At 64.7% G+C, this 23643-nt stretch carries 20 protein-coding genes, 1 tRNA gene and 1 pseudogene; 6 read left to right on the plus strand and 16 right to left on the minus strand.

The window, feature by feature from the left end; translation table 11 throughout:
• Positions 1 to 3 precede the first annotated feature (3 nt).
• Entirely contained in the window at positions 4 to 864 is an 861-nt protein-coding gene (locus FQK05_RS05440; RefSeq protein ID WP_158964903.1) for a peptidylprolyl isomerase, read from the minus strand.
• Between the two features lie 172 nt (positions 865 to 1036).
• On the opposite strand from FQK05_RS05440, the gene secA reads away from it, so the two are divergent.
• Positions 1037 to 3766, plus strand: coding sequence for a preprotein translocase subunit SecA (secA, locus tag FQK05_RS05445; protein ID WP_158964904.1), 2730 nt, complete (start codon positions 1037 to 1039; stop codon positions 3764 to 3766).
• A gap of 133 nt (positions 3767 to 3899) precedes the next feature.
• Positions 3900 to 5465, plus strand: coding sequence for a phosphate ABC transporter substrate-binding/OmpA family protein (locus tag FQK05_RS05450; RefSeq protein WP_158964905.1), 1566 nt, complete (start codon positions 3900 to 3902; stop codon positions 5463 to 5465).
• A 3-nt stretch (positions 5466 to 5468) separates the two neighbouring features.
• Here FQK05_RS05450 and radC read toward each other — a convergent pair whose 3' ends face one another.
• From radC to dnaK, 8 genes are all read right to left on the minus strand, one after another.
• Positions 5469 to 6230, minus strand: coding sequence for a RadC family protein (gene radC / locus FQK05_RS05455; RefSeq protein WP_158964906.1), 762 nt, complete (start codon positions 6228 to 6230; stop codon positions 5469 to 5471).
• 66 nt (positions 6231 to 6296) lie between these two features.
• Positions 6297 to 6776, minus strand: coding sequence for a MarR family winged helix-turn-helix transcriptional regulator (locus tag FQK05_RS05460; protein WP_158964907.1), 480 nt, complete (start codon positions 6774 to 6776; stop codon positions 6297 to 6299).
• 18 nt (positions 6777 to 6794) lie between these two features.
• A complete protein-coding gene (locus FQK05_RS05465) occupies positions 6795 to 7355 on the minus strand; it encodes a maleylpyruvate isomerase N-terminal domain-containing protein (protein WP_158964908.1) in 561 nt (186 codons plus the stop codon).
• Entirely contained in the window at positions 7352 to 8437 is a 1086-nt protein-coding gene (locus FQK05_RS05470) for a cupin domain-containing protein (protein WP_199252606.1), read from the minus strand. The genes FQK05_RS05465 and FQK05_RS05470 overlap by 4 nt, the downstream gene beginning before the upstream one ends.
• Before the next feature lie 30 nt (positions 8438 to 8467).
• On the minus strand, positions 8468 to 9163 hold the full coding sequence (locus FQK05_RS05475) for a fumarylacetoacetate hydrolase family protein (protein ID WP_158964909.1): 696 nt from the start codon (positions 9161 to 9163) through the stop codon (positions 8468 to 8470).
• A gap of 19 nt (positions 9164 to 9182) precedes the next feature.
• Entirely contained in the window at positions 9183 to 10391 is a 1209-nt protein-coding gene (locus tag FQK05_RS05480) for a 3-hydroxybenzoate 6-monooxygenase (RefSeq protein WP_158964910.1), read from the minus strand.
• Between the two features lie 282 nt (positions 10392 to 10673).
• Positions 10674 to 11822, minus strand: coding sequence for a molecular chaperone DnaJ (gene dnaJ, locus FQK05_RS05485; protein WP_158964911.1), 1149 nt, complete (start codon positions 11820 to 11822; stop codon positions 10674 to 10676).
• 74 nt (positions 11823 to 11896) lie between these two features.
• Positions 11897 to 13807 carry a molecular chaperone DnaK gene (gene dnaK / locus FQK05_RS05490; RefSeq protein WP_158964912.1) on the minus strand — a complete coding sequence of 637 codons (1911 nt, stop codon included), beginning with the start codon at positions 13805 to 13807 and terminating at the stop codon, positions 11897 to 11899.
• Between the two features lie 299 nt (positions 13808 to 14106).
• On the opposite strand from dnaK, the gene FQK05_RS05495 reads away from it, so the two are divergent.
• Together FQK05_RS05495 and FQK05_RS05500 are read left to right on the plus strand one after the other, a co-directional pair.
• Positions 14107 to 14709 (plus strand): alpha-ketoglutarate-dependent dioxygenase AlkB, encoded by a 603-nt coding sequence (locus FQK05_RS05495; RefSeq protein ID WP_158965970.1) that lies wholly within the window; start codon positions 14107 to 14109, stop codon positions 14707 to 14709.
• 109 nt (positions 14710 to 14818) lie between these two features.
• Positions 14819 to 14908: transfer RNA gene (locus FQK05_RS05500), tRNA-Ser, on the plus strand.
• Positions 14909 to 15227: 319 nt separating this feature from the next.
• On the opposite strand, the pseudogene FQK05_RS05505 reads toward FQK05_RS05500, so the two are convergent.
• The 4 genes and pseudogenes from FQK05_RS05505 to FQK05_RS05520 form a co-directional block, all read right to left on the minus strand.
• A pseudogene (locus FQK05_RS05505) lies at positions 15228 to 15728 on the minus strand (recombinase family protein); the annotation flags it as partial.
• Positions 15729 to 15930: 202 nt separating this feature from the next.
• Positions 15931 to 16848, minus strand: coding sequence for a plasmid partitioning protein RepB C-terminal domain-containing protein (locus FQK05_RS05510; RefSeq protein WP_158964913.1), 918 nt, complete (start codon positions 16846 to 16848; stop codon positions 15931 to 15933).
• Positions 16845 to 17753: a plasmid partitioning protein RepB C-terminal domain-containing protein gene (locus tag FQK05_RS05515; protein ID WP_158964914.1), complete on the minus strand. Its 909-nt coding sequence runs from the start codon at positions 17751 to 17753 to the stop codon at positions 16845 to 16847. The genes FQK05_RS05510 and FQK05_RS05515 overlap by 4 nt, the downstream gene beginning before the upstream one ends.
• Positions 17753 to 19276 (minus strand): recombinase family protein, encoded by a 1524-nt coding sequence (locus FQK05_RS05520; RefSeq protein WP_158964915.1) that lies wholly within the window; start codon positions 19274 to 19276, stop codon positions 17753 to 17755. The genes FQK05_RS05515 and FQK05_RS05520 overlap by 1 nt, the downstream gene beginning before the upstream one ends.
• 145 nt (positions 19277 to 19421) lie before the next feature.
• On the opposite strand from FQK05_RS05520, the gene FQK05_RS05525 reads away from it, so the two are divergent.
• A complete protein-coding gene (locus FQK05_RS05525; RefSeq protein ID WP_158964916.1) occupies positions 19422 to 19832 on the plus strand; it encodes a hypothetical protein in 411 nt (136 codons plus the stop codon).
• Positions 19833 to 20413: 581 nt separating this feature from the next.
• On the opposite strand, the gene FQK05_RS05530 is transcribed toward FQK05_RS05525, so the two are convergent.
• From FQK05_RS05530 to FQK05_RS05540, 3 genes are all read right to left on the minus strand, one after another.
• Positions 20414 to 20899: a MarR family winged helix-turn-helix transcriptional regulator gene (locus FQK05_RS05530; RefSeq protein ID WP_158964917.1), complete on the minus strand. Its 486-nt coding sequence runs from the start codon at positions 20897 to 20899 to the stop codon at positions 20414 to 20416.
• Positions 20900 to 20906: 7 nt separating this feature from the next.
• Positions 20907 to 21332: an organic hydroperoxide resistance protein gene (locus FQK05_RS05535; RefSeq protein ID WP_158964918.1), complete on the minus strand. Its 426-nt coding sequence runs from the start codon at positions 21330 to 21332 to the stop codon at positions 20907 to 20909.
• A 444-nt stretch (positions 21333 to 21776) separates the two neighbouring features.
• Positions 21777 to 22436 carry a hypothetical protein gene (locus FQK05_RS05540; RefSeq protein ID WP_158964919.1) on the minus strand — a complete coding sequence of 220 codons (660 nt, stop codon included), beginning with the start codon at positions 22434 to 22436 and terminating at the stop codon, positions 21777 to 21779.
• A gap of 238 nt (positions 22437 to 22674) precedes the next feature.
• Between FQK05_RS05540 and FQK05_RS05545 the strand changes: the two genes are divergently transcribed.
• On the plus strand, positions 22675 to 23643 hold the full coding sequence (locus FQK05_RS05545; protein ID WP_158964920.1) for a hypothetical protein: 969 nt from the start codon (positions 22675 to 22677) through the stop codon (positions 23641 to 23643).

Here is a 23643-nt window from a genome sequence, read left to right on the forward strand (position 1 = left end):
GGGTCACTTCCTCACGAGGTCGATGTTACGAATGGTCTCCGGCGGAATGTCGGTCAGCTCCACCTTTTCGACATCCGCCGCCTCCACCAGCTTTTCCAGCTCGCGCGTGACCGCTTCCTGGCGCATCTCGTTGGCGATCTGGTCCGCGACTTCCTCGAAGGGCGGAGCGGTATTGCGGCGCTTGTCGTTCAGCTTAATCACGTGCCAGCCGAACTGGGTCTGAACGGGATCCGAAACCTGGCCCGATTCCAGCCCTTCGACCGCTTCCTGGAAGGGAGCGACCATCATGCCGGCCGAGAACCAGCCCAGTTCCCCGCCCTGGGGACCCGACGGGCCTGTCGACTTTTCCTTGGCCAGGGTCGCGAAGTCGGCGCCATTCTCCAGTTCCTCGCGGATCGCGGCGGCCTCTTCCTCGGTCTCGACCAGGATGTGCGAGGCATTGAATTCCTCGGCGCCATAGCCGCTGCCGTATTGGGAATCATAGGCGGCGCGCAGGTCCTCTTCGGACGCGGCTTCGGCCATGATCGCCTCGACGGCGGTCGACGCGATCAGCGCGCGGCGTTCATTGTCCACGGCAAAGCCCACGATCGGCGGTTCGGACGCGAATTCCGACTGGACCAGCGCGGTCTGCTGGATCAGCTGGTCCAGGATTCCGCTGAACAGGACGTCCGGCGGAAGCTGCTGGTATTGTTGCGGCAGGTTGGCCTGCGCCACGATCATGTGGCCAAGCGTGATCTCCTGACCGTTGACGCGGGCGACGACCGTGTCCGGATCCGGCGCGTCTGCGACAGTCTGGGCCGCAACGGGCAGGGACAGACCGGCCACGCAGGCGACAGTCAGGAAAAAACGGGTTGATGAAGGCATGAAAACCTCTCCTTTGGCAGCGCGAGGGGGCACGGCGTTGACACTCTACCAGTGGCCCCTTACATCGCGGTGTGGCCGGAACGGACCGGTTTTTCCCGCACGTGTCTACGGGCAAGGGGCGGGGCGGGCAAGATAGCGCCGACCACCGGGAACGAGAATCGTCGGAGCACGCATGCTGGGTATCGGAACACTGGCCAAAAAGGTGTTCGGCACGCCGAACGACCGCAAGATCAAGGCAACGCAGCCGCTGGTCGCGAAGATCAACGCGCTTGCACCTGAATACGAAGTGCTGAGCGATGCAGACCTGATCGCCCGGACGGAAAGCTTCCGCGAGCGGTACAAGGCGGGCGAGAGCCTGGACGCCCTGCTTCCGGAAGCCTTCGCCAATTGCCGCGAAGGGGCAAAGCGGGCGCTGGGCCTTCATGCCTATGACGTTCAGTTGATGGGCGGGATCTTCCTGCACCAGGGCAATATCGCGGAAATGAAGACCGGCGAAGGCAAAACGCTGGTCGCCACCTTCCCAGCCTACCTGAACGCCATCGCGGGCCGGGGCGTGCATGTCGTCACCGTGAACGACTACCTTGCCAAGCGGGACGCCGAGTGGATGAGCAAGGTCTATGCCCAGCTGGGCATGACGACCGGCGTCATTATCCACGACATGGATGAAAATGCGCGCAAGACCGCCTATCGCGCCGACATCACTTATGGCACGAACAACGAATACGGCTTCGACTATCTGCGCGACAACATGAAGTCGTCGCTGGATGACGTGCTGCAGCAGGATCACTTCTTCGCCATCGTCGACGAGGTCGACTCGATCCTGATCGACGAGGCGCGGACGCCGCTGATCATCTCGGGCCCGTCGCAGGACCGGTCGGACCTGTACCTGGCCATCGACAAGCTGATCCCCGACCTGACGGACGATCACTACGAGATGGAGGAGAAGTCCCGCAGCGTCAGCTTCACCGAGGACGGCAACGAGTTTCTGGAGCAGCAACTGCTGGCCCGCGGGATTCTGGAAGCCGGTCAGTCGCTGTACGATCCGGAAAGCACCACCGTGGTGCACCACGTGAACCAGAGCCTGCGCGCCCACAAGCTGTTCCAGAAGGACAAGGACTATATCGTCCGCGCGGGACAGGTGGTGCTGATCGACGAATTCACAGGCCGCATGATGCCGGGCCGCCGCCTGTCGGAAGGCCTGCACCAGGCAATCGAGGCCAAGGAAGGCCTGCAGATCCAGCCGGAAAACGTGACACTCGCCTCGGTCACGTTCCAGAACTTCTTCCGTCTATACGACAAGCTGTCCGGCATGACCGGGACCGCCGCGACCGAGGCCGAAGAATTCCACGAGATCTACAAGCTGGGCGTGGTCGAAGTGCCGACCAACCGTCCCATCGCCCGCGTGGACGAGGACGACCAGGTCTTCCGGACCCAGGGCGAAAAATACGCGGCCATGATCGAGGAGATCAAGAAGGCGCACGAAAAGGGCCAGCCGGTCCTGGTCGGCACCACCTCGATCGAGAAATCGGAAATGCTCAGCCAAATGCTGACGGCGCAGGGCCTGCAGCACAACGTTCTGAACGCGCGCCAGCACGAACAGGAAGCCCAGATCGTGGCCGATGCCGGCCGCCTGGGCGCGATCACCATTGCGACCAACATGGCCGGCCGTGGGACCGACATCCAGCTGGGCGGCAATATCGACCTGAAGGTGATGGAGGCGCTGGCCGCCGATCCCGAGGCCGACCCCGAGGCCTTGCGCGCCGCCGAAGAGGCCAAACACGCGGACGAGAAGGCCAAGGTGCTGGAAGCCGGCGGTCTTTACGTCATGGCCTCGGAACGGCACGAAAGCCGCCGGATCGACAACCAGCTCCGCGGCCGGTCGGGCCGTCAGGGCGACCCCGGGCGGACGTCCTTCTATCTGTCGCTGGAAGACGACCTGATGCGGATCTTCGGGTCCGAACGGCTCGACAAGGTGCTGAAGACGCTGGGCATGCAGGAAGGCGAGGCGATCGTGCACCCTTGGGTGAACAAGTCGCTGGAACGCGCGCAGGCCAAGGTCGAAGGCCGCAACTTCGACATGCGCAAGAACGTGCTGAAGTTCGACGACGTGATGAACGACCAGCGCAAGGCCATTTTCGCCCAGCGGCGCGAAGTAATGGGCGCCGGCGACGTGTCGGAAATCGTGGCCGACATGCGCCACCAGGTCATCGACGACCTGGTCGAACGCTACATGCCCGCCAATGCCTATGCCGACCAGTGGGAAACCGAGGCGCTTTACGCTCAATGCATCGAGATGCTGGGCCTGGACGAGCCGGTCATGGAATGGGCGGCCGAGGAAGGCGTCGACGACGAGGAAATCCGCGAGCGGCTGATCAAGGCCTCGGACGAGTTCATGGCCAAGAAGGCCGTGGCCTTCGGCCCGGAGAACCTGCGCAACATCGAAAAGCAGATCCTGCTTCAGACCATCGACGAGAACTGGCGCGAGCATCTCTTGACGCTGGAACATTTGCGGTCGGTCATCGGCTTCCGCGGCTATGCGCAGCGCGATCCGCTGAACGAATACAAGAACGAGGCGTTCCACCTGTTCGAAGCCCTGCTGGACGGCCTGCGCGAGAAGGTGACCAAGACCCTCGCCCAGATCCGCCCGCTGACGGAAGAGGAACAGCAGCAGATGCTCGCCCAGATCGCCCAGCAACGCGCGGCGATGCAACAGCAGGCCGAAGCCGCCGCCGACCGCACGGCGCACGAACTGGGCACCGTCGACGAAGATGCGGGCCCCGGCACTCCTGCCCCGGGCTTCGTGGAAGACGACCCCTCGACCTGGGGAAACCCGGGCCGGAATTCGCCCTGCCCCTGCGGCAGCGGCAAGAAGTTCAAGCACTGCCACGGCCGGCTGGCGTAACGCCTGACGGACCATGTGTGGACAATAGGGCGCGCCCGGAAGCCAGATCGGCTTTCGGGCGCGCTCTTTTGTTGAACCCCGGGCGGGCACGTCGGAAGATCGCCGGTGACAGGTGACGATCCGACAGGTTTTCATGTTTTTCCCCCGCGCCGCCCGGCTGGCCGCACTTCTTGGCGCGCTGACGATTCCCGCCACGTCCGCACTGGCGCAGGACGTCACGCTGACCTCGCGCGATGGGGCGGTAGAGCTGTCGGGCACGCTCTTGGGCTTCGACGGCGAATTCTATCGGCTGGACACGATGTTCGGCGAATTGACGGTCGACGGATCGGGCGTGACCTGCGACGGGCCGGGTTGCCCCAGTCTGACCGGATTCGTCGCCCGCATCGGCTTTTCCGGAGCGGCCAGCATGGCCGATGTGCTGCTGCCCGCCCTGATCGAAGGTTTTGCGCTGCGGAACGGCTATGACACCGACCGGACACAGGGCGAGTCGGCGGATTTCACCTATGCCCTGTCGACCCCCGATCCTAAGACGCCGGTCGCGACCTTTTCCTTCCGGGTGACCAACAGCGATGAAGGCTTTGCCGACCTCCTGGCGGACGAGGCCGACATCGTCATGTCCACGCGCGAAATCCGGCCCACGGAACGGACGCTTGCCCACGACGCCGGCATGGGCGACATGACCCAAGCGAACAGAAGCCGCGTGCTGGCGCTGGATGCGATGGTGCCGGTCGTCTCGCCCGAAAACCCGGTGCGCGCGATTTCCGTCCCGGCCCTGGCCCAGGTCTTCGCCGGGCAGATCGCCAACTGGCAGGACCTGGGCGGTCCCGACGCCCCCATCGTTCTGCACCTGCCCGAGGCGCAGTCGGGATTTGCCCAGGCCGTGACGGACCGGCTGCTGGTCCCGGCAGACCTGCCCCTGGCCGCGGATATCCGCCGCCACCCCGACAGCCGTACCCTGTCCCGTGCCGTGTCGTTGGACCCTTTCGCGATCGGCCTGGCCAGCTTTGCCGATGTCGGCGCCGCCCGCGCACTGATGCTGACCGGCGCCTGCGGCTATGGCATCGCAGCCACCCGACGGTCGGTGAAGACCGAGGATTATCCGCTGACCGCGCCGCTGTTCCTGTATATCCCCGCCCGGCGCCTGCCGCAGGTCGCGCGGCAGTTCCTGGCCTATACGACCAGCGCCGCCGCGCAGCTTGTCATCCGGCGTGCGGGCTTCGTCGACCTTGCGGCCGAACGCATTCCCGTGGGCGACCAGGGCACCAGGCTGGCCAATGCCATCCGCTCGGCCGGACCAGAGGTCTCGCTCCGCGAACTGCAGAAGATGGTGCAGGTCCTGGCGCCCCTGTCCCGCCTGACGACCACCTTCCGGTTCGAGGCCGGGTCTGCGCGCCCCGACGCGCAGTCCCGCAGCAACATCCTGCAACTGGCCCACGCGCTGGAGGCAGGGACCTATGACGCCCACAGGCTGGTCTTTGCGGGCTTCAGCGACGGCGAGGGGGCGGCCGAACCGAACCGGGCCATATCGCTGGGCCGCGCCCAGGCCGTCCGCGATGCGGTCGTGGCCATGGCCGAGGCCAGCGGGCTGCAACAGGTGGAACTGGAGGTCGCGGGTTTCGGCGAAGCGCTGCCCATGGCCTGCGACGACAGCGAATGGGGCCGGCAGGTGAACCGCCGGGTCGAAATCTGGATCGACTGACCGTCAAAGATAGCCTTCGGACCGGAAGCTCAGTTCCCGCGACTTGCCGATGATCAGATGGTCGTGCAGCGCGATGCCCAGAGCCTGGCAGACCGACTGGACCTGCGCCGTCATGTCGATGTCCGCCTGACTGGGAGTGGGATCGCCCGACGGGTGGTTGTGGACCAGGATCAACGCCGTGGCATCAAGTTCCAGCGCCCGCTTCGCGATTTCGCGCGGGTAGACCGGGACGTGGTTCACGGTGCCCCTGCCCTGTTCCTCGTCCGCGATCAGGGTGTTGCGGGTGTCCAGGAACAGAACCCGGAACTGTTCCGTCGCCCGGTGGGACATGGCGGTATGACAGTAATCCAGCAGAGCGTCCCAACCGGACAGGACCGGCCGCTGCATTACGCGGGACCGCATCATCCGGTGCGCCGCGGCTTCCAGGATCTTCAGGTCGGTGGCCACGGAATCGCCGATCCCCGGCACCTCTACCAGCTGGTGCATCGGCGCCGACAGCACCCGGTTGAAATCGCCGAAACGGTCCAGCAGCGCGCGTGCAAGCGGCTTCACGTCCTGCCGCGGGATGGCCCTGAACAGCACCAGTTCCAGCAGTTCGTAATCGGGCATCGCCTGCGCCCCGCCCTCCAGAAAGCGCGCGCGCAGCCGGGCACGGTGATCCTTGATATAGGATGGCAGACGCCCTTCCGGCAAAGGCACCGGCTGGGCCTCGTCCGAGCCGAACAGCGGCAGGGCCGCATCTTCGAAGGCGTTGCGTCTGGTCATGGCGCCAGAGTGGCGCAAAACTGGTGAACAGCGTGTTAACGGGCCGGAGGCCACGTTCACGACTGATCAGTCGGCGGGGCCCTTGTCGGCACCGGCCAGCGGAGCCCGGCTGAACTTGTTGCCCGCGGCGGCCGCCTTGGCGGCAAGGCGCAGGAATTCGGCCTGCTCCTCCTCGGTCAAACCACACAGGATCTGGGACTGAAGCGCGCGGACGACGGGGACGATGCCGGCCAGCACCTCGCGCCCACGGTCGGTCAGCGCCACCTCGCGCGCGCGGCGGTCGCCTTCGCGGATCTCGCGCGTCAGCAGACCCTTGGCTTCCAGCCGGTCGACGACCCCGCCGATAGTGGCCCGGTCATAGGCGATCAGCCCCGCCAGCGTTGCCTGGTCGATACCGGGATTGGCGCTGACGGCATTCAACGCGGCGTACTGGACGGCGGTCAGGTCCTGCCCGGCCTCCTTGACATGGGCCTGGAAAACCGAGGTCGAAATCTGGTGCAGCCGCCGGATCAGGTGCCCGGCCATGTTGTGGATTTCCAGCGCCATCCCCGGTCCCCCGTCAGCCTAGGGTCGAAACACTGGCGGAATATCCGCCAGCCGTCCCCCATTGCCCAGATCGACGGCCAAGGTCCAGATCTCGTGTGCGCGCAGCCGCGGCGTGCCGCGCGCCGGAATGACGGAACCGTCCAGCAAGGTGACGGGCGCATCCCACGCCCTATCGTCCATGTCCCGCCATTCCACATTCAGGTGGATCTCGGAATGCTGGAACAGGCTGCGCAGCGCACGGGGCGGCAGGGTTGCGCCCAGCTCGACCTCGGCATCGCGGGCTGCGACAGACGGATACATGGTCCCCGGCACCCCGGACCGCGCACCGGCGATCAGGCGCGCCAGGGCACGCGCGTGATAGCTGACATGGGCCACCACATGCGCCCGGGTCCAGCCGTCGCGCAGGGACGGGCCGGTCAGGTCCGCATCCGGCAGCGCGTTCAGGAAGCGCGCGAAATAGGCGGTGCCGCGGCGGGCCAGCAACAGGTCGTCGTGGGGTGCCGCCTCGGCGTCGTAGCGCGCACCCGCACCCTGCCGCGCCCGCAACTGCGCGCGCGCGGCATCGTCGACCTGGGTCATTGACCGGCGACCTTAGTCCGCATGAAGCCCAGACGCTCCATGATCGGCGCATCCGAGAAACGGAACAGGTCGAACTGCGTTTCCGCCTGCAACGACCACGGGATCCAACTGGGCGCCACGAACATGTCGCCCTTTTCCAGCTTCCGCAGCTCTCCGTTCAGGACAACCGCGCCGCGGCCTTCGAAGACCTGAAAGACGGTCGACCCGACCTCCTGCCGCACCGGCGTTTCGGTGCCTTCGCGCAGGCGGTGGAACTCGCACCGGATGGTCGGCATCACGTCGCCGCCGGTGGTCGGGTTCACGTACCGGATCCCGGCATGGCCCGGCCCGAAGGTGGCGGGCTGGCCTTCGTCCTCCAGCAGCAGCTGTTCCGTCAGCGCCCGGTCGGTGAATTCCCACCGGAAGGCCGCCAGCGGGGACGAGACCGTGTCCTGCAGCCCCGACAGCGGACGCAGGCCCGGATAGGCCCACAACCGTTCGCCCCGGCTGAAATTCGGGGTGGCATAGTCGGTCACCCGATCCGACCCGAACTCGAAGAAGCCCACGTCATTCTGGCGCGAGAACGGGATGTCCAGACCGTCGATCCAGGCCATCGGCTGATCGGTGTCGTTGTGGTGCCCGTGAAAACGCCAGCCCGGCGTCAGCAACAGGTCGCCCCGCGACATCCGCACCGGGTCGCCGTCGACCACGGTCCAGACGCCTTCGCCTTCCACGACGAAGCGGAACGCGTTCTGGCTGTGGCGGTGTTCCGGCGCGGTTTCCCGCGGGCCCAGATACTGGATCGCGGCCCAGAGCGTCGGCGAGATATAGGCGTTCGGCGCCAGCCCCGGATTGGCCAGCCCCAGCGCGCGGCGTTCGCCGCCGCGACCGACGGGGACCAGTTCGCCCGACTTTTCCGCCAGGGGCAGAAGGTCCGCCCATTTCCAGACATGCGGCACGGCGTTCGATTTGGGGTGCACCGGCATCAGGTCGCCCAGCTGGGTCCATAGCGGCATCAGCGACAGCTTCTCGAAGCCGGCGTAAAGCTCGCGCAGCTCCGGGGTATCCTCGGGCTGCATCGAATGACCCTTGTCGTCCTTCATGAATTCTCCTCCCTTGGGATGGGTCGGGGCTTACGCCCGGGGCCCGATATGGGTGGTCAGCGTTCCAAGGCCCTCGACCGTGACGACACAGGTGTCCCCGGGGGCCAGCGGGCCGACACCGGCCGGCGTGCCGGTCATGATCAGGTCGCCCGGCATCAGTTCCATCGAGTGCGACAGGATCGAGATAATCTCGGGCACGGACCAGATCAATTCGGCCAGGTCGGCCTGCTGCTTTGTCTCGCCGTTGACGGTCAGCGTGATGGCGCCGCTGGCGGGATGACCCACGGCCGAAACGGGATGCGCGGGCGCGATGGGGGCGGACCGGTCAAAACCCTTGCCCAGATCCCAGGGGCGGCCCTGTTCGCGCGCCTTCAACTGCAGGTCGCGGCGGGTCAGGTCGTTGCCCACGGCATAGCCCCAGACATGGTCCAGCGACTGTTCTTCCGGGATATTGGTCCCGCCGGTGCCGATGACCACCACCAGCTCCGCCTCGAAATGAAAGTTCTCCGTCTCGGGCGGATAGGGGATCGTGGCGCCGTCCTCGACCACCGCATCGGCGGGCTTCAGGAAGAAGAAGGGCGGATCGCGATCCGGGTCCTTGCCCATCTCGCGCGCATGGGCGGCATAGTTGCGACCGATGCAGAAGATCCGCCGGACCGGGATCCGGTCGTTGCTGCCGGCAATGGCAATGGTCGGGATCGGGGCCGGATCGAAGGCATAACCCATCGTAGTGATTTCCTTTTCGTTATTGTGCGGCCAGCGCCTGGTCGGACCCATCCAGCCCGGTCGAGCCATAGATCCACTTCAGCTGCTGATACCAGTCGTCGGGCGACATGGAGCGCATGACCTCGTTCCGGACCGCCGCCTTGGCGTCGTCGGGGTGGTAGATGTATTCGCCGATCAGGCGGCTGTTCATCTGCACCCGCGCCGTGCGCACCCGACGCATGTCCTGATAGCGCTGCAGCATAGCTTCGGTATCGTCGCCGAAATGTTCGACGCAGTGGGACAACGCCACGGCATCCTCCATCGCCATGCAGGCTCCTTGCGCAAAGTACTGCAGCATCGGATGCGCCGCATCGCCCAGCAGCGCCACACGCCCGTCGACCCAGTTCGAGATCGGCTCGCGGTCGCACAGTACCCAAAGCTTCCAGTTGTCGCCGTGTTCGATGATCTGGCGCGCCTTGGGGTGGATGTGTTCGAAACCCTGCGCCACCTCCTCCTTGGACACCGGACGGCCGGCAATCGCCTCCTGCACGTCGCGGTGGTAGGTGACGACCAAGTTGAACATCTTCCAGCCCTTCAGCGGGTAGTGGACGATGTGGCACTTGGGCCCGGCCCAAAGCGTCGCCGCGTTCCAGCGCAGGTCTTCGGGCATCTGTTCGGTCGGGATGACCGACCGATAGGTCGTGTGCCCGGAAATCCGCGGCTCCCCATCACCGATCATCTGCTGGCGGATGGGCGACCGCAGGCCTTCGGCGCCGATCAGGAACTTGCCCCGGATCGGATCCCGGTCCCGGCACAGCAGCGTGACAGAGCTTTCGTCCTGTTCGTACCCGGTGACGGCGTGATCGGTCCGGATGTCGACCAGCGGGCTGTCTTCGCAGTACTTCAGCAACACGCCGTGCAGGTCGGCCCGGTGCACCACGGCGTAAGGGTTGCCATAGAACTTGCGGAACGGTTCATCCAGCGGAATGCGGGTGATGTCCTCGGCCGTCTGGGCATCCATCAGACGCAGCGCGTCGATATAGACCGCCTTGGACCGTGCTTCGTCGCCCACGCCCAGATAATCGAAGCAGTGGAACGCGTTCGGTCCGATCTGGATCCCTGCGCCAATCTCGCCCAGTTGCGGGGCCTGTTCCACGACGATGGAGCGTTGCCCCTTTCGCGCCAGGCCACAGGCTGCGGCCAATCCGCCGATGCCGCCGCCGGCAATCAGGATGGGTAAGTCGGTCATGACGTTCCTCCGTCGGGTCCGGCCATCGACTCGCGCCAGCCGCCTGTCCCTATTAGTAAGATGTCTTACTATTGGCGTACTTATCATGAGTCTGTCAAGGGGGTTTCCGGGCGGCTACGGGCTTCGGAAACGAAAACGCCCCCTCCGGGATGGAGAGGGCGTTTTCTGGTTCCAAAGACCCGAAGCATCGCGCATCCGTCGGTGAGATCGCCGCACCGGGGCGAATTCAGGACGCGTCGTTCGGCACTGCGAAGGTCCCAGCGGAACCTTCGCAGGCGTGCCTCACCCTTTCATGCTATCCCAGAAGGACTTGACCGAGGAGAAAAAGCTTTTTTCTTCCGGATGGTTATCCTCGCTCAGTTCTTCGAACTCCTTCAGGATCTCCTTCTGGCGGGCCGTCAGATTCACGGGCGTCTCGACGGCCAGCTCGATATACATGTCGCCCGGGGCACCGCCGCGCAGAGCCGGCATGCCCTTGCCGCGCAGGCGCATCTGGCGGCCCGACTGGCTGCCCGGCGGGATCTGGACCCGGCCACGACCACCGTCGATCGTCGGCACCTCGATGGATCCGCCAAGAGCGGCCTTGGCCATCGACACCGGCACACGGCAATACAGGTTCGTGGCGTCCCGTTCGAACAGGTCGTGCTTTTCGACCTCGACGAAGATGTAAAGGTCGCCCGGCGGCCCACCGCGCATCCCGGCCTCGCCCTCGCCGGCCAGGCGGATGCGGGTCCCGGTCTCGACGCCGGCGGGGATATTCACCGACAGCTGGCGTTCGCGTTCGACACGGCCCGCGCCATTGCAGCTTTTGCAGGGGTTCTTGATGATCTGGCCCAGGCCCGAACAGGTCGGGCAGGTGCGTTCGACCGTGAAGAAACCCTGCTGCGCGCGCACCTTGCCCATGCCGGAACAGGTCGGGCACGACGTCGGCTGCACACCGCCTTCGGCGCCGGTGCCTTCACAGGACGAACAGGCCACCGCGGTCGGCACCTTGATCGTGCGCTGCACACCGTTGAACGCGTCTTCGAGCGACACCCGCAGATTATAGCGCAGGTCGGACCCGCGCGCCGCCCGGCGGCCACCGGCGCCACCGCGCCCACCGCCCATGAAGTCGCCGAACAGGTCGTCGAACACGTCCGAAAACGCGGACGAGAAATCGCCCTGTCCAAACCCGCCCGCACCGGGACGCGGTCCGCCGCCACCACCTTCAAAGGCGGCATGACCGAAGCGGTCATAGGCAGCCTTCTTCTCGGCATCCTTCAGGATCTCGTAGGCCTCGTTGCACTCCTTGAACCTGGCTTCCGACGACGGATCGTTGCCGTTGCGGTCCGGGTGCAGTTCCTTCGCCTTCTTGCGATAGGCCTTCTTAATTTCGTCCCCCGAGGCCGAGCGGCCGACCCCGAGCACTTCGTAGAAATCGCGTTTCGACATGATTTCACTCCAAAGCGGAACGTGAACGGGCCGGCCCGGATCCCGGACCGGCCCGCCTCATGCCCGGTTATTCGTCAAGCGCGCTTGCTGTCATCGAGGTCTTCGAAGTCGGCGTCGACGATATCGTCATCGTCGGACCGTCCGGCATCCGCCGCCTTCGGTTCGGCCTCGCCCTCTTCCTGGCTGGCCTTGTAGATGGCCTCGCCCAGCTTCATCGCGGCTTCGGTCACGTTCTGGATGCCCGACTTGATCTTGTCGGCATTGTCCGACTCGACCTCGTCCTTCAGCGCGGCAATGGCCAGCTCGATCGCTTCGACGGTCGAGGGGTCGACCTTGTCGCCGTGCTCTTCGATCGATTTCTCGGTCGAGTGGATCAGGCTTTCAGCCTGGTTCTTGGCTTCCACCAGATCGCGACGCTTCTTGTCGGCTTCAGCGTTGTCCTCGGCGTCGCGGACCATCTTGTCGATGTCCTCGTCCGACAGACCGCCCGAGGCCTGGATCGTGATCTTCTGTTCCTTGCCGGTGCCCTTGTCGGTGGCGCCGACCGACACGATGCCGTTGGCGTCGATGTCGAAGGTCACCTCGATCTGGGGCATGCCGCGCGGCGCAGGCGGGATCTGTTCCAGGTTGAACTGACCCAGCATCTTGTTGTCGGCGGCCATTTCACGTTCGCCCTGGAACACCCGGATCGTCACGGCGTTCTGGTTGTCCTCGGCGGTCGAGAAGACCTGAGACTTCTTCGTCGGGATCGTCGTGTTCCGGTCGATCAGACGGGTGAAGACACCGCCCAGCGTCTCGATCCCCAGCGACAGCGGCGTCACGTCGAGCAGGACCACGTCCTTCACGTCACCCTGCAGCACGCCGGCCTGGATCGCGGCGCCCATGGCGACGACTTCGTCCGGGTTCACGCCCTTGTGGGGTTCCTTGCCGAAGAACTTGGTAACCTCTTCCACGACCTTGGGCATGCGGGTCATGCCGCCGACCAGGACGACCTCGTCCACGTCGGCCGCGGTGATGCCGGCATCCTTCAGAGCCGCCTTGCAGGGGTCCATCGACTTCTTGATCAGGTCGCCCACCAGGCTTTCCAGCTTGGCACGGGTCAGCTTCATGACCATGTGCAGCGGCTGACCGGTCTTGCCCATCGAGATGAAGGGCTGGTTGATCTCGGTCTGCTGGCTGGAGGACAGTTCGATCTTGGCCTTTTCGGCAGCTTCCTTCAGACGCTGCAGGGCCATCTTGTCCTGGGTCAGGTCGACGCCGTGTTCCTTTTTGAACTCGTCGGCCAGGTAGCTGACGATCCGCATGTCGAAGTCTTCACCGCCCAGGAACGTGTCCCCGTTGGTGGATTTCACTTCGAACAGGCCGTCGTCGATTTCCAGGATGGTCACGTCGAACGTACCGCCGCCAAGGTCATAGACCGCGATGGTGTGCGTGTTTTCCTTGTCCAGACCATATGCCAGGGCGGCGGCCGTCGGTTCGTTGATGATCCGCAGCACTTCCAGGCCGGCGATCTTGCCGGCGTCCTTGGTGGCCTGACGCTGGGCGTCGTTGAAGTATGCGGGAACCGTGATGACAGCCTGGGTGACGTCTTCGCCCAGGAAGCTTTCAGCGGTTTCCTTCATCTTGCCCAGGATGAAGGCCGAGATCTGCGACGGCGAATACTTCTCGCCGCGGGCCTGCACCCATGCGTCGCCATTGCCGCCGTCGACGATGGAGAAGGGCAGGTTCTTCTTGTCCTTGGCCACGTACTCGTCGTTGATCCGACGGCCGATCAGGCGCTTGACGCCGAAGATGGTGTTTTCCGGGTTGGTGACCGCCTGGCGTTTTGCCGGCTGACCGACCAGACGCTCTTCTTCGGTGAAGGCGACGATCGAGGGCGTGGTCCGCGCCCCTTCGGAGTTTTCGATCACGCGGGCGGCAGAACCGTCCATGATCGCGACACAACTGTTCGTGGTGCCGAGGTCGATGCCAATAACTTTACCCATTGTTCGATCCCTTTTAGCTCAAGGCGATATCCCGAGACGGAAGACCCGTTACGGCATCCCCGCCCCGACTGCGGTGCGCTGACCCTGCGTGTCGTCCCCCGTGCCCGGTTCGGGCGGTGGAAAGGCGGCTGCACTGGCGCGCGTCTGGGCGTATATAGGGGGCGCCCCGATGGGCTGCAACCGGCCTTCAACGCCGGATTTTACGATTCTGGACGCCTTTAAAGCCTGCCTGCACGCCATATGGAACATCTGTTTCCACTTCGTTTCCCTTGCCCTGCCCCGAAGGCCCGCCGATGACCGTGACCCCGCTGACGATCCGCGGCTTCCGGATCTGGAAAGGATGGCTGGACGCCGCCGCCCAGGCCGAGCTGATCGCCGCCCTGCGCCCGGTGCTGAAGGCGGCGCCGCTCTACCGCCCGGCGACCCCGCGCGGCAAGAAGATGAGCGTCCGGATGACATCCGCCGGGCAATGCGGCTGGTTCTCGGACGCGGCCGGCTATCGCTACATCGACCATCACCCTTCGGGCGCGCCCTGGCCCGCGATCCCCGAACCCGTCCTGAAGATCTGGCGCAGCCTGGGCGATGGAGACCGGATGCCGGAATGCTGCCTGGTCAATTATTACGACAGCGAGGCGAAGTTGGGCCTCCACCAGGACAAGGACGAGGCCGATTTCTCCTATCCCGTCCTGTCGATCTCGCTGGGCGACGACGGACTGTTCCGGATGGGCGGGGACCGGCGAGGCGGGCCGACGGAATCGGTCTGGCTGAACTCTGGCGACGTGGTCACCATGGGGGGAGAAGCGCGGCTGGCCTATCACGGCGTGGACCGGATCCGCTTCGGCTCGTCCCGGCTTCTGCCCAAGGGCGGCCGGCTGAACCTGACCCTGCGCGTCGTGACCTGACCCCCCCTGCCGTCCCGCCGTGAAGGAGCCACCAAAATTCCTTGCCATGGCCTTGGGCCCTGTCTAGATCGGGCCGGTGACGATCAGGGCCCCTTGGGCCGACACCTTCGGGGAGGTGGCAGAGTGGTCGAATGCGGCGGTCTTGAAAACCGTTGGGCGTGAAAGCGTCCCCAGGGTTCGAATCCCTGTCTCCCCGCCACACCTCAACGCTGAATCCGTCTAAGGGCCCCTATTGGGGTCTTTTTTCTTTTTGTTTCAAAGGGCGTTGGCAGGGCCTTCCGCCCTTCGGAGACTGGGCGCTTGGCCAAGAACGGGTCTCCGAATGGCCCGTGTCTCTCTTTGAGCGCCCCTCGACGGTCACGGGACGACGCAAAACGTCCTCGCATTTTCAATGGGTTGCCGCATTCACGGGTTCGTCCCGTTCGCGAGATAATCCGGTGACGGAGTCCGAGACGAAGGCGCAGGGCGGACAGAAGGACGGCTCCGTGCCGGCCGATCACCGGGCCTTGGCGCTGGTGCATCCACATGCCCGTCATGCGGGAGGCGCGGACCTTGTCGCGGATGCGCTCGGCCGTGACCTCACGCTCGAACTGGGCGAACGAGAGCAGGATGTTCAGCGTCAGCCGCCCCATGGACGTCGTCGTGTTGAAGGACTGCGTTACTGAAACGAAGGTCACGCCGTTCCGATCGAAGACCTCGACCAGCTTCGAGATGTCCATCAGCGACCGCGACAGGCGGTCGATCTTGTAAATGACCACCACATCGATCAGGCCGTCCTAGATGTCGGCCAGAAGCTGCTTGAGGCCGGGCCGTTCCAGCGTTCCGCCCGAGATGCCGCCGTCGTCGTACTGATCGCGGACCAGCACCCAGCCCTCGGAACGCTGGCTGGCGATATACGCCTCGCAGGCCTCTCGCTGGGCATGCAGGCTGTTGAACTCCTGCTCCAGCCCTTCCTCGGACGATTTGCGCGTGTGGATGGCACAGCGTTGGCGGCGGACGGGATTTGCGCGTTGAGCCACGACTCGACACGCCCGAAGTTTGACGCAACCGCGGGTGCGGCCGCGCGGCCGCGCGGCCGCGAAAGTTCGACCCGGCCTGGTGGGCTCCGAGCGGGTTCGCCGCCATCCCCACCGCCGCGCTCGATCCGGCCCACAGTCCGGCACCCCCCGCGGTCCCCGCGCTTGTGTTGGGTCCGGGTCCCCATCGTTGGCCTACGGGCCGCTACTCGGCCTGGGCGGCCTCTGCCGGCGTAATCTCGGTGATGGTCTGAAACTCTCCAAGGAACTCGGGATGGTTCTGCGCCAGATAGCGCACGACCCGGGCGTTCCCGAGCAGCTTGCCGACATATCCTTTGATCACGGTCAGATGCAGATGATCCTGGCCGTAGGTGTCCTGGATGGAAGCGATGCCCTCCTGAAGGCGGGCCAGTTCCTGCTCCATGCGCGCCATGGCCTCGGGGGTGATGCCCTTGACCTTCTTGGGCTTGGAGGACTCGACCAGTTGAGCCTGCGGCGTTCCTGCCAGGATCGCATTCACGTAGGCGACGGAATAGTTGTTCGCGTTGACCAGAAGCTCGGCCGCCTCGATCTGGCGCATGGTCTTCATCTTGCGCAGCGCATCGAACACGGCGTTCGTGCACGGCTTGTCTTTCAGGATCGCGACGGCTTCTTCGCAGATACCGTCGAGCAGGCGTGCCTTGCGGCGGATGCTTCTCAGGTTGAGGTCAAGCGCGAGCGCGATCTTCTCTTCGGGAACGCCGCGCTCGATCGCCTTTCGGATCATCTTGTGTTCCTGGATCGGCGCGAGTCGGCTGACCTGGCGGTTGTAGGTGAAGGCCTCGTCGTCGGTTGAGACCAGACATTCCACCTCGCTCTCGCCTGCCTCCTTCAGCGCCTCGATCCGCAGGTGCCCGTCGAGCAGCAGCCAGGTCGCGGACTCGTCCGGATTTCGGACAACGACGGGCGGCTCGACGATCCCGATCTGGGCGATGGAGGCCACGATCTGGCGGTATTTCCGGCTGGATTTCGCGGACTTCCCGAGGGCGCGGAGCGGCAGGATCGCGTCTATGGCGAGGGTCATGCAGTCGTCCTCGAACCCGAGCGTGACGCTCTTCGGGGTGTCGCGAGCGTCGCGATTCATGCCGGTGCTCCGTCAGCCACTGACCGCGCGAGATCGGCGGGCATCGTCTCGAGCCCCTCGGCTCTGAGCAGGGTCATGAAATGGTCGTCCGCGCAGAGCTTGCGGAAGGCCTCGCGCACGAAGATCAGCCGGCTCTGGGTGAGCTCTGCCTTCTTGATCAGCAGCTTCTGGCGCGTGGCTTCCTGCTGATACGCCCGGACAAGCCCCTCGCTGGTCAGCGTCCGCTTCGGAGGCTTGCGTCCGAGCGGGTTGCTGTTGATCTGCGGGCCGCGCAGTTCGCGCTGCTGGATCAGGCGGCGCACGAGCGCCAGCTTTCGTCCCCGCAGCTTGTTTTGTGTGTAGGCGTCCATCAGCGCCTTCTGCGCGCCCTTCGCGTCGGTCCTGGAGATCTGGATCGCAAGGTTCAGCGGAAGGACTCCGGTTTCCACGGCTGAGACCAGGCGTTCCTCGCCCTTCTCCAGCAGCCCCGCGATCATGTTCACATATTCGGTCGAGACCCCGATCTTCTCCCCGATCTGGCGGTCGTTGTAGCCGCGCTGGCGGAGCGCGCCGATCTCGCGCATCAGGTCGATGGGGTTGTGCTGCCGCCGCGCGCAGTTTTCGACGAGGCTCATGATAAGGCAATCGCTCTCGTCGGCTTCGATCACGATGGCCGGGATGTTGTCCTGCTTGAGTTCGACGAAGGCCTCGAGGCGGCCCTGACCGCAGACGAGGTCATACTCCTGCGGATCAGTCCCGGCACGCGGCGCCACGGTAATCGGGCGCTTCAGGCCGATGCGTGCGATGTTCTCCACCATCGCCTCGAAGGTGCGACGGTTGCGGACGCGAGGGTTGAGGATCCTGATCCGGTCACAGGGGATGAGGGTCACCTGCTTCTGGCCAGTCGGCTCCGTATCGTCGGGCATTACGCCACCTCCGCGATCCTGGCCCGCGAGGCGAGCGCGTAGAAGAAATCGAGCGTGTCGAACCTGTAGGCATCGAGCGCGAGCCCGTTCTGCTCGGCGAATTTCAGTTTCCCTAAGTCCATGTCGATGCTGGGCAGCACGTAGTAGTCGCGCGGCGCCTCGTTGACCTCGTCCATGCGCACGGCGATCGTGATGTCGGGAACCAGGCCGGTGTCGAGACGGATGCGCCAGCGCAGCGACCCGGCCGCCGTCGCCGTGCAGCGGGCCAGCACGATGGACACGGTGAACTCGTCGTTGACACGAACGAGGTCAGTATCCGGGTCCTGCACAGCCCGCCCGCCGCACCGCGTGACCCCGGCGATGATTTCGGCCACGACCTGCGGATGCGCCTGCCGCAGCGCCCGGTTCACCTCGATGTAGCTGTAGTCGCGATCCGGCTCGTAGCCGATCAGCCGGTAGGCGCGCAGAAGGCTGCCAAAGCGGCTGCGATAGGTGCTGGAGGACGGCAGGTCGTCCTCCTCGTCGATGATCAGGCCCGACAGCATGCCTTGTCGCTGGAGGATCGCGCGCAGCGCGTCGAGCAGTTCCTCGTCCGAGAAATGGCGGCTGCGGGCATCCACAATCTCCCGTGCACGCAGGAAGAGCGCCTGGTCCACGATGGCGGGATAGGCGCCCTCGGCCCGGATCCACATCTCGCGCGGGTTCACCACGCGGCGCTGCTTCAGCTTGAAGGATACCTTCGCGAAGACATTGTTCCCGATGTATTTTTCGTTGGTCAGCACTTGGTGCACCGTCGCTCGCGTCCAGGGGCGGTCAAGATCGGTCCGGTGTCCTTCGGCGTTCAGGACCTCCGCAATCTCGCGCTCGGCGCGCCCCTCGTTGACGAACATCTCGTACATGCGCTGGACGACCAGTTGTTCCGCCTCGGGGCCGGGGAAGAGGATCACGCGGTCGGTCTGCAGGCTTTTCTGCTCGCCGCGCGACAGTTCGCCCTTGGGGTTGCCGTGCTCGTCGATCAGCACACGCCGCAGCCCGTATCCCGCCGCGCCGCCCTGGCGATAGCCGAGTTCCACCAAGCGGCACTGCCCGGCGAAGACCTTCACCGACAGCTCGCGGCTGTATTCGCCCGCCATGACCCGCTTGACGGTCTTCAGCAGGTTCGAGCCGATGCTGCCATCGTTCTCGAACTGCTCGCCGCAGTAATGCACCCGGATCCCTGCACGAGAGCAGACATGCTCGTGATAGGCGCCTTCATCGGCGTCCTGAAATCGGCCCCAGCGGCTGACGTCATAGACGAGGATTGCCTTGAACTCGGCCTGGCCGGACTGGACGTCGGCCATGAGGTTCTGCAGCGCCTCCCGGCCGTCGAGTCGCAGCCCGGATCGCCCGGAGTCCTCGAACACGCGCAGGATTTGCAAGCCGCGGGCGACAGCGTAGCTGCGGATGACGTCCAGCTGGTTCTCGGTCGAGTATTTCTGGTGATCGGTTGACATCCGCACATAGGCGACTGCTGGGACGTCCATCTCTGGCGCACCGTCGCTCTTGCAGGAAATGGTCGAAGATCGACCGCTCACACATGCATCTCCTCGGTCTTGCTGGCAAATCCATCCGAACCGACTGAATCCAGGGCTGAATCCCTCCGATCCATGTAAAGCGATGGAGGCCGGAATGTCGTTTCCGAAAAAGGGCAAGTTCTTTCCGAAAGAAAATGGGTATGGTGGAAACGGTCGGCAGCAATCCGAGGACGGGTTCACCGACGAAATCGCAGCGGCGCTGCGCAGGTCACTCGGCGACAGCAGGGCGGGGGCGAAGGTCGTTTCGTCCTGGACCGGGGCGAACGAGAAGACAGTCAAGAATTGGTTTGCCGGACGGTACGGTCCGAGCGGTAGCCACCTGGTCTCGCTGGCCCGACACTCCGACGAAGTGCTGGGAACATTCCTTGCGCTGGCGGGACGGCAGGATCTGATGGTGGCTGTGAAGCTCGCGGCCGCAGAGCACGCAATTGAGGAGCTTCTGGTGGCCGTTCGCCAGTTGGGAGCGGATGATGGTCAGGGCGGGCCGAGCGTCTCTTCTAACTAAAGACCGTGTTTCTGTCCCTCGTTGATGCGCAGGTTTTGGCTGCGATCCCGCGCTGAAGCCATCGACACGGGAGAGAGTTCGGTGTTTGTTACACTTCCTCCGCCACCATCACCCTTTCGAACCCGTTCAGACGGCCCGTCCGAAGCAGAATTTCTCCTGTTTTCAAAGGCGTTTTCCGTATGGGTGCGAACCGCTGAGACGGCGGTCCACAGCGATCTCCGTCTCTGAATTGCCGCTCGTCTCTGGTCGGGCGAACCGCACCGATTTCGGTTCGGTCGTAAATTTCCTCGCTTTTCCAATGGCCTGACTCGCAGCTCCGCCAAGACTGCGCCCTGTTTCCATCGCTATCGCGCGAGACAGAGTCCGAACATGCAGGAGGCGCACCCTCCCCGCCAATCGCGCCGATAGCCGTACAAGCCGCCAGATATCTGTCTTGATATCAGTGCGATAGAATTTCCAATGGCTGCGTGGGAAACTGCGTTCTCGCTCTGTGACGTCTAGCGCGGACTTCTGCTGCCATCGGCGGTCACCGATGCTGCGTCCTGGCGATTGCGGTCATGGTCGGGGCGGACGCGACCTGGCTATCGAGCTTCCGCGCCGCCACTGCCTTCCTTTCCTCTGTCGAGGTCATCGGCCAGATGGTGCACCAGCGACACCACGGAGTTGCGCAGGGTGTCGATTTCTCCCGTCCCGAGGGCAATTCTCTGCGCAAGGTCTTCAGGTATCCTGAGCGCTTGCGTGCGAAGCTCCAGACCCTGAGGTGTCGGTGCGACCAGTACCCGACGCTCGTCACGCGGGTCGCGGCTGCGGGTGATGAAGCCGCCTCGTTCCATGCGCTTCAGGAGCGGCGTCAGCGTACCGTTGTCGAGATGCAGGCAGGAGCCGATTTCGCCAACGGTCACCGGCGCGCGCTCCCAAAGGATCAGCATCACCAGGTATTGCGAATAGGTAAGCCCCAATGGCGCGAGCAACGGGCGATACAGCCGCTGCAGCAGGTTGGTCGCCGCATAAAGCGGAAAGCAGACCTGATTAGCCAGCCGCAGGGGATCGTCGCTCGATTCAGCCATGGGAGTTCTACCTGGTCTTTACGGACAGTTCGACATCGATATTCCCACTGACCGCATTTGAATAGGGGCAGGCCTTGTGGGCCTCGGCAACGATCTCCTCGGCGGTGGTCTGATCGACGCCGGCGATGGTGACGTCAAGCGCGACCGTCAGGCCGAACCCGCCGCTTCCGTTGGGGGCCATGCCGACCGTGGCGATCACGGCGACATCGTCATCCTTGATCTTGTTTTCCTTGTTGCGCGTCACGTGGATGACCGCGTTGCCGAAACAGGCGGCGTAGCCGGCCGCGAACAGTTGTTCGGGGTTGGTGGCTTCTTCCTTGCCGCCGAGCTTCCTGGGCAGGCTGAGGTTCAGTTCCAGCAGCCCGTCGTCGCTTTTGACCGTGCCCGCGCGTCCGCCAACTGCCGTCACCGTGGTGGAATAGATCGTGCTCATCTTGGTCTCCATTGGCCATATTAATATAGTCAGCCATTATATGGCTAGCAATCTATCTAGGTGCTTCGCTTCCGTGACGCAAGTGGCGATCCGGCACAGAGGTTTCGGGCCTATGGACAGGCCGCTGAATGCGCTTACCTGAACCTCCGCAATGGGCGAGCCGCGGATGTCTGATGGCTGCCGGTTGGCCTTATGCCAATTTTCCAGAGGCGCAGAGCGCTACGGACCAGATATGGGGCCCATCGCGATCTCGCATGTCCCGCCGCATACAGATGCTGAATCCGCCCAGGGGCCCCGATGGGGGCCGTTTTCATTTTTGCGTCAAAGGATGTTTGCAGGGTTGTCCAGCCTTCGGAGACCGGACACCCGAGGCAGAAAGGGCGGGCCCCGGGAACGTCGCCCGGCGGCCGGGCAGGCCCGTTACCCTGGCCGGGACTAGGCGGCCTAGTTCAGGTCCCGCCGGGCCAGCGTCACGTCGGCGGCGCCGCCGGCTTCAGGCTGAAGCGTGGAGCACACGGCGCTGCCCTCGTCCGTCATACGGCACGAAATCTCGCGCCGGTGAACATAGCCCCCATCGCCGCAGGGCAGGTTATCGGCCTCGATCAGGGCCAGGTTGCCTTGCGAGAAATTCGCCTTCACCGGGCCCTCGCAGACGATCCCGGTCGTGTCCCGCATGATCTGGCGACCGTTGCCCTGCGCATCGAAGCACATCTGCCATTCGGTATAGCCCATGACCCCGTCCGTATCGACATCGCGGGTTTGGTAATCCAGCGACACATCCCAGCAACCATAGAGCATCTGGACGACCTCGTTGTCCCAGCCCTGCGGCATCAGCGGGCGCTGCGGGTCAGGGGTCGTGGCCACGCATTGCGCGCCAGACAGCTCGCGTTCCAGCGCATAGACTTGCCGTTCCAGCGCGATCCGCTCGACCTCCAGTTCGACCAGCCGCGCCTCGGCGCGGGTTTCAGAGCTGGGGCGACAGATGCCGTACCGCTCCAGCACCGCCAGGTTCAGCGCGCAGGGCTCCAGCAGCAGGAAGGCCGCCACCGCTACGACGACAGCCAGCAGGGCGGCAGGCAGGGCCAAGGTCAGAAAGGCGCGCATCCCAGGGGTCGTCCGGTCGGTTTCGGCTGTGTCCGAACCTGACCGCGATTGGCCTGCACGTCAATCGAAGGGGCCCGTCGCTTGCCCGATACCGGCCCCCGGCTCTCCCGGCCCCCTGTCACGACGGGCCGACGGATCAGGGCCACAGTTCGGGCAGATCGCCCCCTGCCCTTTGCCTTTGACCGATCTGGCCCTATGATCGGCAGGATTGCGGGTCCATACCGGTGCAGGACGGTTCATGACATTCAGGTTCCCGGTAATATTGGCCGCTGTGCTGGTCCTGCTTCTGGGCGGGCTGTCCCCGATCGCGGCATGGGCGCAGAACGGTCCCTTCGCGGTCCTGTGGTGGAACGCCAACCCGGACGAAGGCACGTTCAAGCGTGCCCATCACCGCGAGGCGATGGCCACCTACCTGGACAAGTACGACAACGGCGCCCTGTTCCGGGTGACCTATGGCATCCACCGCCGGGGCGGAGACCTGGCCCGCGCACTGATCGGGCAGAACTATGACGTCGTCGTGCTGGACCTGACCGAACGGCGCAGCCGGTTCAGCAAGGCCGACCTGGAAGCGCTGAAATCCTTCTATGCCGGCGGGCACCGGGCGATCATGCTGGACGGCACGCTGAACATCCGCCACGTGAACTATGACCGCTGGACGACGTTTCCCGGCCCGAACGGATCCAATGCCGGCCTTCTTGTGAATCAGGTCGCGGCCATCGGGCGGGCCGGCGGCGGCATCCTGATCGGCGCCGATCACGCGGCCTTCCAGGTCAGCGCCAATGCGGCACTGCGGGCGCTGGTCCCTGGCGCACGCTTTTCCGGCACGACCAACCCGTCCACCGACGGCACCTTCCTGGGCCGCAGCCTTCTGGGCGAGGTCGTGACGGTTCCCGCCAACGATCTGTTGCAGCATTGGCAGACCATCCCGAACCAGGGCGAGGCGCCGGTGGGCGATTTCACCGACTTCCTGGGCCAGACGGTGCATTTCCATTCGCTGGTCGAAGCCGCGGACAAGCCCGGCGGTGGCAGGAAACGCCCCTATATCTCGGCCAGCTTCGATCCCGGCGCCGAGAGGACGGCCATCGACTCGGATCGGGTAACCTTCCAGAAACCCGCCCCCCCGACGACGCCGGAACCGGTGGAGGAGGTCGAGGAAAAACCGCAGCTGCCGCCCAACATGCCGACGCGGAAGGGCCCACCGACCTAG

The organism is Chachezhania sediminis (assembly GCF_009765275.1).
In the GTDB taxonomy this organism is placed as follows: Bacteria; Pseudomonadota; Alphaproteobacteria; order Rhodobacterales; family Rhodobacteraceae; genus Chachezhania; species Chachezhania sediminis.